This window comes from Streptomyces sp. NPDC008238 (assembly GCF_042956445.1).
Classification (GTDB): Bacteria; Actinomycetota; Actinomycetes; order Streptomycetales; family Streptomycetaceae; genus Actinacidiphila.
This window is the reverse complement of sequence record NZ_JBIBGK010000052.1, coordinates 17,419-27,905: the sequence shown is the minus strand read 5'-3', so window position 1 is coordinate 27,905 and position 10,487 is coordinate 17,419. Positions and strand designations below refer to the sequence as shown.

6 protein-coding genes and 1 pseudogene are annotated in these 10,487 nt (G+C 69.6%); 4 read left to right on the top strand and 3 right to left on the bottom strand.

Annotated features, from left to right (window positions below):
• Positions 1-320 precede the first annotated feature (320 nt).
• A complete protein-coding gene (locus ACFZAU_RS40995; RefSeq protein ID WP_500556466.1) occupies positions 321-1,580 on the bottom strand; it encodes an IS110 family RNA-guided transposase in 1,260 nt (419 codons plus the stop codon).
• A gap of 440 nt (positions 1,581-2,020) precedes the next feature.
• On the opposite strand from ACFZAU_RS40995, the gene ACFZAU_RS40990 reads away from it, so the two are divergent.
• The 4 genes and pseudogenes from ACFZAU_RS40990 to ACFZAU_RS40975 all read left to right on the top strand — a co-directional run bounded on the left by ACFZAU_RS40990 (position 2,021) and on the right by ACFZAU_RS40975 (position 5,205).
• A complete protein-coding gene (locus ACFZAU_RS40990) occupies positions 2,021-2,281 on the top strand; it encodes a hypothetical protein (RefSeq protein WP_500556465.1) in 261 nt (86 codons plus the stop codon).
• A gap of 640 nt (positions 2,282-2,921) precedes the next feature.
• Entirely contained in the window at positions 2,922-3,482 is a 561-nt protein-coding gene (locus ACFZAU_RS40985) for a DUF5994 family protein (RefSeq protein ID WP_500556464.1), read from the top strand.
• 317 nt (positions 3,483-3,799) lie between these two features.
• A pseudogene (locus tag ACFZAU_RS40980) lies at positions 3,800-4,004 on the top strand (hypothetical protein); the annotation flags it as partial.
• 712 nt (positions 4,005-4,716) lie between these two features.
• Positions 4,717-5,205: a DUF5994 family protein gene (locus ACFZAU_RS40975; protein WP_500556463.1), complete on the top strand. Its 489-nt coding sequence runs from the start codon at positions 4,717-4,719 to the stop codon at positions 5,203-5,205.
• A gap of 36 nt (positions 5,206-5,241) precedes the next feature.
• Here the strand turns inward: ACFZAU_RS40975 and ACFZAU_RS40970 are convergent, their stop codons facing one another.
• Both ACFZAU_RS40970 and ACFZAU_RS40965 read right to left on the bottom strand, forming a co-directional pair.
• On the bottom strand, positions 5,242-6,510 hold the full coding sequence (locus ACFZAU_RS40970; protein WP_500556462.1) for an ATP-binding protein: 1,269 nt from the start codon (positions 6,508-6,510) through the stop codon (positions 5,242-5,244).
• A gap of 1,954 nt (positions 6,511-8,464) precedes the next feature.
• Entirely contained in the window at positions 8,465-8,695 is a 231-nt protein-coding gene (locus tag ACFZAU_RS40965; RefSeq protein ID WP_500556461.1) for a hypothetical protein, read from the bottom strand.
• Between the last annotated feature and the right edge of the window lie 1,792 nt (positions 8,696-10,487).

Below are 10,487 nucleotides of genomic sequence, written 5' to 3'. Positions count from 1 at the left end.
GCACACGGCTCGATGCCACACCGCAGCCAGGACACCCCGCCTGGTCCGCGACAGCGCGAGCCCGTACGATCACGAACTCGCCGTCCAGCAGCGCGCCTTCGATCAGCACACCCTCGACCTGGTGGCACCACAGGTCGGCCAGGACCACATCACCCATGGCCGTTCATGATCGCGGTTTCGGTGACCCTAGGCCCCAGCACGGAAAGTGATCCAGAACCCACATTTAGGCCGCTGCCGACAGTCGCGATGACGGACGCGTTGCTGGACCCGGCCATGGCTGAGCTGGCGTGGACAGATAGGGGGTGCCTCTATGTCTTTCGTCAAGCGAGGCGGGGGGTTCTGGGCTGGTAGTAGGTGCCGTCGCGGAGCATGGCGAACAGGACGCTGATGCGGTGGCGGGCGAGGCGGAGGAGGGCTTGGGTGTGGGTTTTGCCGCGGGCTCGGCATTTGTCGTAGTAGGCGCGTGAGGCTGGATCGTGGAGGGCGGCGAACGCGGACAGGAACATCGCCCGTTTGAGTTGCCGGTTCCCGCCTCGGGGTGCGTGTTCGCCGTGGATCGAGGTGCCGGACTGCTTGGTGGTGGGGGCGAGGCCGGCGTAGGAGGCGAGGTGGGCGGCGCTCGGGAACGCGCTGCCGTCGCCGATGGTGACCAGGAGGACTGCGGCGGTCCTGACGCCGACGCCGGGCAGCGACGTCAGGACCTCGGAAAGAGGGTGGGCCTCCAGCAGGGCCTCGATCTGCGCTTCCAGGGCACGTCGTTGCTCGTGAACGGCCGCGAGGGAGCGGGCCAGCGAGGGCACGACGATGTCGAGGGTGCCGGTCCCCGGGACCACGACGGTCTGCTCGTCCAAGGCGTCGAAGACGTCGTCGATCAGCCGGGTGGCCATGCGCAGGGCCTTGGGCCGGATCACTTCGACGAGCCTGCGGCGGCCGGCTTTCCGCAGAGCGGCCGGGGATCCGTAGCGCTCCAGCAGCCAGGTGACGGCCTGGTGGTCAAGGCGGGGCCCGAGGACGCGTTCCAGCGAGGGGTGGAACTGGGTGAGCAAGCCCCGTATCCGGTTGGAGGTGCGGGTGGCCTCGGCAGCGAGGTCCTGGTCGAAGCCCACGAGCACGGTGAGCTCGGCGGTGATGTCGTCGGTCAGTTCCAGCGAGCGCAGGGTGTGCGGCATGGTGCGGGCGGCGTCCGCGATCACCGCGGCGTCCTTTGCATCGGTCTTGGCCTCGCCCGGGTAGAGATCGGCGATTCTGCGCATCGCGAGTCCGGGCAGGTAGGCGACCTTGCAGCCGGCGTCCCGGGCGACAGTCAGCGGAAGGGCCCCGATCGAGGCGGGCTGGTCCACGATCACCAGCACGATGCCGAACTTTGCTGCCAACTTGTCGAAGACGGTCCGCAGCTTCGGCTCGCTGTTGGGCAGCGGCTTGTCGAAAACCTTCTTCCCGGCCGGGGTCAGCCCATGGCCGTGATGCGTGCTCTTGCCGACGTCCAGGCCAAGGAAGACGCCCACGCTGCTGGTGTCGATCACCGTGCCCCCACTCGTTCGTTGAGTGCTGACCTGGGCGTCGGGGCCGTTCTCGCGCATCCACGTTATGCAGACCTGCCGCCCGCGAACGACCAGGCATTGCGCCCGGCCAGGCGGCGGTCGGACCTCTCATCAGCGTCTCCGACGGCACCCCTCGGGCCCGGTGACACCACCCCCCAGGTCATCCGTTCGACAGGGGGCAACAGTCATGCCGGGCCCGGAGGCCAGCGGCCCTCTTGCAGGACCGCGAAAAACATAACGGGGTGAGCGGCCGCGGCCGCGGACCGCGGACGGGGCGTTCTGCCGCCGGCTCGGGGAACGGGTCGGGCGCGCGTGGCTGGGGCCGCTGGCCGCGACCGACTTCGGCTGGCCGCTGTCCTCCTGGATGGGCAGCGTCATCCGTCTGCGCCGGCGGGGTCGGCGGGCCGCCCGGATACGGCAGCGACCCGTGGTAGCTGCGCCAGGCGCACCAGAGCGCGACCATGGCCGGGTAGCTGCGGGTGCTGGGCAAGGAGAAGAAGGCGCCAGGCTCGGGGAGGATGTGGCGCGCGGCGGTGCCCGCCGAGGAGCGGGCGCTGATCACCAGCACCATCGCGAGCGTCGAGGAGCAGCTGCTGCAGCTGCGCGGGGTGCAGACCGCCGGGCCGGCGGCTGATGTAGCCCGGACCCCCACGACAGCTGAACCACCCCGCTCGCCACAAAACAGCAGCCGCTTGGTCACCCCCCATGACCTCGCGCAGTTAGGCGTCGAATGTGCGTGACATCGGCTGCGGCCGGTCGTTGAACCTCGCGACTGTGCACAGCGAGACTCCCGGAACTTCCCCCCGGGGTTCCGGGGTCTCGTGCCAGGGCGCAGCGTTGGCGGTGTTCGTCGGCGATGACGGTGGTGAGGACCTGGGGACGCAATAGAGCAGGGCGCTGTGTGCGTTGTGGTCAGCCTGTCCGGGAACGGGCTTGCCCAGATCAAAGCCGCCGGACCTGCAGCCCGACGCCGGCCGTACGCGTGTCCGTAGCGCAGGAACGGGCCACAGACCCCGTCCGCATCGGTGAGTGCCGGCGGCGCCCGTTCCTCGAGGGCAATAAGTTCCGGCGGCAGCAGGACACACGGGGAGCCTGCGAACAAACCCCCAATAGGCGAGTGTCACCGCTCTCGGCCCCACCCCGCCGAAGTGGTTTCCCTCGAGGGAGACAGCTACCACATGCGCGGCCGCGGCCTCGGACGAGTTCCGGCCGCGAATGACCAACATCAACTGACAGCTGAACCGCCGCTCCGCCAGCTCCCCACACGGAGTACACTGAAGAGACCAGGAGCATTTCGCACACGGGTCTTCATGCCGGTGTCGTTCCCGGCGAACGACCATCTCGGGCAAGCGGTGCCGCGCCCGGAGTCAGGTCCGTGTCATGAGTATGATCCTCGATCGCCCGCTCGTCCCTGATGAGCAGGAGTCTTCACCACCGATGCCGCCGCCTCGGTTGGCACTGAAGCCGGCCGATGCCGCCCGGGGTCTGCTGGACGGGGCCTGGTGGCCTCGTTCCCGCGATCTCACCCGTGAACTCCCGGCCCTGATCGACACATTGGATCGCCGCTGGGCGCGAGTGACCCGAGTCGCAGTGCACCCCACACTTTGGCCTGTGATCCCGCGCAGGGTGCCAGCCTCGGGACATGTCGTCCACGTCGGGTGGTTCACCGAGCAGGACGCGAACAAAATGCTGCTGCTCTCCTACACCACCGGCCGCCTCGATCTGCTGGTCATCCCGCCGGAATGTGATCTGGCCGCAGCGACCAGGCTGATGGCAGCCGCGGCCGATCCCCGGTGCCGGCTCACCGCGAGCGGCATCATGGCGGACGACGACGTGGGATCGGACCGCAAAGGCGAAGCAGACTGGGAGTCGGAAGGCGGAACGCCGTCCGCGGCTGATACGGCCGCGGCGCCCGACCACGGCGGGGGGACGTGGGCCTGATGACAATCCTCATCAGCCTTGCCGTGCTCCTCGCGATGATCGCCGTGGGCACCTTCCTGATCCGTGCGCTCAACGAGCGTCACGACCAGCGGATCGCCGCTTTCCGCTACGGCGATCTGCTTCCGTACCGTCGTCGGACCGTCGCCCTCCCAGAGCAGAGCGCCGGCGATTCCGCGGACTCCCCAGCCGGGACGGTGCGGGACGAGCCGCGAGACGAAAGCCGTCGTCGGCTGCTGAGCACCGGTTCGACGGCAGTGAGTGTGCAGCGACCCGCACGGCTGCTGGCCTCGCCCCGTCGTGTCACCGTTTCGGACCGCCTGCCGTCTGCCGCGCACACTGGCCGGACCGGGCCGCCCGGCACCGCACTCGCCGAGGTTCGCGTCATCGCCGCGACCCCCGAGGCCGCCCGCCGTGTCGCTGAAACGCTGCGGCGGCACTTCGCGGCTACGGAACAGCGCAGCTATCCAGCAACCCCCAAAGGCGGCACCCGCCTGCACCTGACGGTCGACACCACGCAGCCCCCCGGGGCCGTGGAGGCGTTCCAGTCCGGAGCGGGCACGGGATACGCGGCCGTTACCGGCCGTCCGCACGAGGGAGAGATTCCGCCTCGGCCGGCGGATACACGCGATGCGGCGGAGAGCCGCAAGCGAGCGGACACCGCCCGGGCCCGCCGAGCCGACTGGCCACCGACAACCGCCTGGGGTGACGTACCGGCCCGGACCTGACCGGGCCAGCGGCGGGCACACCCGGCCCGCCCGGCCGATCCGCGACGGCGCCCTCGTCTGCGGACAGCCTGCGCGAGACGCGCAGCGGCTGTGACCGCCGCAGAGTCATGGCGGCGATCCTGCATGTCAGGCGGGCCGGAGCAGCCCACGCGGCGCGCAGCCGGATGCCGCCGGCCACTGCCGCTACGAAAGCGCAGCCGACCACTTCCTGGCCTTGACCAGCATCGCCTGCACCGTCATCTGCTACCGCAGATTCACCAAATGAGCGACCTCTTATGCCGGAGCAATCCCTTTGGCGTAACGTGGAATGCGGGTCGGCGCACGCTCACGTGCAATGACCCGGAAGGGCGGCTCCGGCGGGTATACGCCGGAGCCGTTGCTTGTTTCCGTCACCGCGGCCGGCGGGCGAAGCGCTCGCGCGTCGTGCGGAGTACGGTGTGCAAGCGGGCGTATCGCGGTCGCACCCTCTGTGATCGCACTGTACTGCTCTGTGCGGACGGGCGGACACCATGGCCGACTCAAACACCCCCCGCCTTCCCAGCAGGCTCCTGCCGGACGCCGTCCACCAGTCGGTGAAACCCGGCACGGCCCTGCTGCGGCTGGAGACGACACACGCCCGCGAAGGAACCCTTGACGGCGCATGGTGGCCGCGGACACGGGACATCGCTGCCGAGCTTCCCTCGCTGATCACCGCGCTGACCGAACATCTCGGGCCTGTCACCCGAGTCGGCCTGGACAGCAACGCCTGGGACGAACTGCCGACCCGGATAATGGTCGACGACCGAGTCGTGCACATCGACTCTTTCCCGGTCGGTGACGACACCGTCCTCATCACCCGGGGCGACCGGGACCACTTCTCCTTGATGCTGGTCCCTCCCGACACATCGCCCGACGCGGCGCGCACCGCGATGGCCAGGGCCGTACAGGCCGACAACGTCACCGACGCCACGCAGATCCTCATCGATACGGGCAGCGGCACGCCACCTACGCCGGCCTGACACGTCCGTCGCAGCGACTCGCCGTCGGTCTGGACGCTAGATGCGGGCGAAGTTCTCCCTCTGCTGGGCGAATTCCTGGGCTATGGCGGGGCTGACCGTGGGCTTGGTGTCACGGATCGTGTCCAGGTAGTCGTCCGTGGTCGGGACGGCCCGGGTTCCGGTGTCGAATGTGCGCTCGAACTGGGCCTGGGAGACGGTTCGCGCCGCATGGGCGATGTCGGCCGGGGTGAACCCCTTGCTGGCAGACGCAAGAACCGCGCTGTCGGCGTGCCCGCCCGCTCGGGCCAAGTAGCTCTCCCACAGCGCGGTCCTGGCGGTGTGGTCGGGAGGGCCGATCGGCAGCACATAGTCGAAGCGGCCGTGTCGCAGGAACGCGGAGTCGAGCGTGGTCACGTCGTTCGTGGCACAGACGAGCAGCCGTCCGTCCTGGCCTCGGAACCGGACGATCGCCTTGAGCAGTTCGTTGACGACGCCGACCGCGGCCGCGTCCGCGCCGCCGCGTTCACCGGCGATCTCCTCGACCTCATCGATGAAAACCAGAACGTGGTCGAGCCGGGCGATCTCGTCGAAGCGCCGGTTCAGCCCGGTCGCCAGGCCGTACTCGGCGGCCAGACGTGCGGGGAACAGTTCGAGGAAGGGCCATCCCAGGCGGCTGGCGATCGCGTGCGCGAACGTGCTCTTGCCGGTCCCGGGCGGGCCGAACAGCATCACTGCCCGTGGCAGTTCCACTCCGTGCTGGGCGGCCAGTTCGGGATGGGCCAGCGGCAGGACCAGGCGCCGCTCGATGAGCTGCTTCTCCCGTTGCATGCCGGCGACTTTCTGCCACAGTCCCCCCGGCGGCAGCTCCGCTCCGAGTGAGGACAGCGTGCCGGCCGACTGCGAAGTCACCGGCCCGCGCTTTTCGAAGAAGACCAGGCCGGGGCGGGCGCCGAAGTCACAGTTACGCAGGGCGGTGGCACCGGTCTCGCCCTCGGGCAGGGCGGCGTGCACGGCGCGGACGCCGCTGGCGAAGAGCCGTTGCACAACGGCTGTGATCAGAGCACTGCCCAGACCGCGCTGCCGCCAGCCGGGCGCCATGCAGATGCGCAAAATCCAAGCCCGTTCGCCCTCCACCCTGCTCACCGCGGCGCCGATCAGCACGTCGTCGGCCGTGGCCACCACAGCCGGGTGACGGGCCTGAAGAGCGGTCACGGCGTCCGAGAGCGGGAAGAGCGGCGGCTCCTCGGTCGTACCGCTCTTCATGTCGACTCGGATCAGCGCTTCGAGATCGTCCTGGGCGTAGTCCCTGACCCGCCAACCCGTCATGATCAGCTCCGCGTGTTCGGTCGTACTCCCATCATCAGCCGATGCCCGGAGGACGCGCGACAGGTGTCGGCCACGAGTCCGCGCTGGTGGCACCGATCGCTCGCTCGCACCACCACCGCGGTACGCGGTGATGGTGCGAGCCGTAGTCGGGTCAGGCTGCGGGGCCTCATCCGCTCGCGGTCGGACAGGATGCACTGATCCGGAATCGCAGAGCGCGCGAACTCGTCGGCTGCAGCCGACACAAACGAGGTGGTGCTTTGCCCGGGAGACGCACCACGTCGCCACCCTTGCCGGCTGCCGATCGTCGGCCCGGCACCGGGCCGGAACCAAGTGGCAGCCACCCGCCACGGGCACGTGCTGCACCAGTTTCCCTATGCCGAGGAACTTCCTGGCCCGCCGCCTCGAAAATGGCGCGCCACGTTGGCAGCCGGCCCCCGCCTGCACAACCCGGCGGGGAACCCGACAAGCGCTCTCAAACCCGGCTGTGGCCAAGGCGAATACAGCTCGGCTCCCGGCTGTACGCAACGTTCCTCGCAACGCCCGGCGCTACGGCTCTCGCAACGCCCTTCGCAATCCCTGCCGCAACGCCAAGAAGTAGGAACTGCCCACAGGCCCGGCGCCCGCCCCCGCCGGAACGACCCTCGCTCCCCCGGCGCAGCGCCAGCGGTTGGCCCTGCGCGGTCAGCGCAGAGCCGGGAGGCAGGGCTGCCCATCAGCTCCACCGCAGGCGCGCTGTCTGAGGAACGGCGTGATGCGCTGGAGGCCATCGACCCGTCATGGCCCGTGGTCTGGCCCCGGTATCTGACAGCGCAGCTACCGGCTCTGCGGCACCCTCATCGAGAGCGGCCGGCCGGTGCCCACCCGCGCCAGCCAGACATCCGTCAAGGGCAGGGATTGTCCGTCCCCCGACGCCGTCGGGCATGCGCCACGCCCGCGTCTCGCTTTGTCGTGACGGGGGCCAACTTCGCGCTCGGCTTTATGCGAAGACTTCAGGCTTTACCGGCCAAACAGTCCGATAACGCAGGTCAGGGTGTATACCTGAAGTAACAGTTAATAACTCTCATATCAGTCGCATCGCTGCGCCTTAAGGAGCCCTAATGCCCTATGTAGCCAACGATGCGCCCCGACCCCCGCCTCGTGCTGACGTCACGCAAGCTCGCGACTGCACAAGGTGCCGCGGGTGGGGAACGGTGGTCACCGCCCAGGGATGCCACAAACTCTGCACGGCCTGTCAAAGCCGGTGCAGCCAGGTGGGGTGCGCGAACTGACGATCGCCCCACCATTCCGAGCCCCCACCGTTTGCTGCCCTGCACGGTGGGGACTCGGCCGTAAGCAGTCTCGGGAGCGAGAACTCACCGGCCGAGGCAACTTGCGCTTCAGCCAGAGCCCGGCTTCGATGGCGTGTCCGGAGCGCAGCGGCAGGCGCGGTATTCCGTCCGCATCGGTGAGTGCCGACGATGTCTGTTCCTCGATGGCGGTGAGTTCCGGCGGTAGTTGGATGCGGGTGCGGTAGAGACGATGAGTTGCGGTCACGGCCCGCCGGCAGGCGCCTGGGGGCAGGTGAGTTCGCGGCAGTGCTCGGAAAGTGCCATATCCGTGATGCGATGGTCCAGGCCCGGCGCGCGCGACGCGCCGTGGAGGGTGTGAGCGAGGTGGCGGCGGGCTTCGGCGAGCAGGTGCCGGCGACGAAACCGACCCCGCCGCATCACCGCCACGACTGCGGTGACGTACGCGGCCGTGGCCGCAAGGTCCACCACGACGCCGCGCAGCCGGGCGCGGATGACCGTCGCGGCGGCGCGGCCCGGGCCAGGAGACCGTCGACCAGCTCCGTGCCGAACCGGCGGACCGCATCGGCCCGCCATCGGGCATCGCGATGATGTCGCATCTTTCCTGGCGCTCGCGCCCGTCAGACGCGTCAAGTCCCTTGACGTGGCCGACCGCCCCGCGGTCCGGCTCAGCCACTCCCCCACCGGTGCGCAGCCGCGCCCCGCCATTCGACCCAGCGTGGATCGTCCACCACCAGGTCCGGATCGGGCAAGCCAGCCGAACGCAGAATCAGCAGCAGGTCGTGCTCGGAGAACGCCGTGCCGACGTAGTCGTCCTCCATCCGGTCCTCACGGTGCATCGTCACCAGCCGGCCGCCCTGCGACGACAAACCGTGCACCACGAACCGCGCTTCATCCACCCCTCCAGCCTGCCGCACCCGCAATGCGCACGCCTGACCACAGCAAAGCCAGCGACGCACCATACGAGCCCGTGCGCATCCGTTGGAGTGGCGACCAGGCCCGCGACGTCGCGCCTGCAGTCCCCGCAGCCACAGACCCGGTTCAGTGGACCCTGCGCGCCCGCACCCCGTCACCGCAGGTGCGCACCGCGGGGCCCCCACCTCCCCCCAGGGGCCCCGCCCCCGCACTCACCACCCCCGGGACCCGACCGGTGAGTGCGCGCTGCCCCCAAGCAGTGAGTACCGACCGCCACGGTGAGCGGCTACCTCCAGCCGCTCACCGCTGTCAGCCCGCCCGGCGATGCAGAACTGCCTTCGGACCCCCCGTCGGCCGGGACTCCTCCGGCAACGCCCTATCATCCATCGGCTCGCGCAACATCGCCGCACCCAGGCAGTCAGCACACTGGTAGTCGCCACCCGGCATCTCGGTCATGGTCTCCGCCGGCCCCGTCTCGCCACAGCCAGCCGCACACGTCACTTCCCCATGAAGGTCCGCCATGCATCCGACGGTCCGTGACCGCCCCCGCCTCCAGGAGGGAGCCTGCCGGTCGCATCGGCGCGTACAGCCAGCTCACCGCCCGCCCGGCCCCACGCACCCCATGCGTGAGTCACACGCTGAAGGCAGTTCCTGCCAGCCCCCTCGCCGTAGTGGTTTGGCGGAGCGAGAGCGCTTGGGGGGTGCTCACGGCGTTGGGTGCGGTTCGTTTCAAAGGGACAACGTTGATCAAGCAGTGAGGGCCAACTTCCCTCGAAAAATCAGCCGGTGGCCGTGCATCTATGCGGGCACCAACCCAGACACCGGAGCAAACCCCCGCATCAGGTCCAACCCGCTACACCACTTCCAAGGACGCAACCACCTCCCCGCAGGTCGATGCAACGGATAGCGCAAGGGACAGCGCAGCGGATCTTGCCCCGGGCCGGCCGGTGCTATTCGGACTGGGTCACCGTCAGAGCCCACCGGATCTTCTCATCCGATGCATCGACACCCACCGAGAAAGATCGCGGCCCCACCACACCAGCGTCCACGGTCACCGAACCCACGCCCGGAGTACCGGCCGGGCAGTCCACTGAGAACCCGGCCACCTGCTCCCCCTGCCAGCGCATCGACACCACCACACTGCCCCCGCCCTCACAGGCCCGCAACGGTCCAGCCACACCTCGTCCTCGAGCGCAGCCAGGGAGGCGAAAGCGCCAGCACCAGCAAGCACGCCACGCGCGGCAGATGCTTCCGGGATCTCCGTCACCCTGATCCGCCGACTGCTCCGCCACCTGCCGCCCGGCCGGGTCGGATTGCCCGCGCCACCGCTGAGGCCATCCTCGGCATGACCGTCTCGGCGCCCCTCATACCCGGAGCAGCAGCGCGGGCGGTGGTGGTCGGGGTCTGGCTGATGCCGCACACGCCGCAGCGATACTCGCCGCACTGGCCGCGGCCGGATGGCCCGCCATCGATCCTGCGGCTGTCTTAGGGCGCACACGGCCGCGCAGCCAGCCCTGCGGCCCGCCCTCTGCGGGCCGCGCTCTCCCGTCTCCAGCCCAGCGCAGCGGCTCCCAGGCCCGCCCCCGCAACGGCCGAAGAGACGGGCGCGCCCCGCGCAGGGACAATCCCCGCACCACGCCACCACCCCCCACACAGGAGAAGTCAGACCGGCAGACGCCCGCAAAACAGCCCGTGACCAGTACAAATGCAGCTCGGCCGCCGGAAAGTGCGCAACGCCTGGCGCAACGGCCCGCGCAACGCCTGCTGCAACGGCCC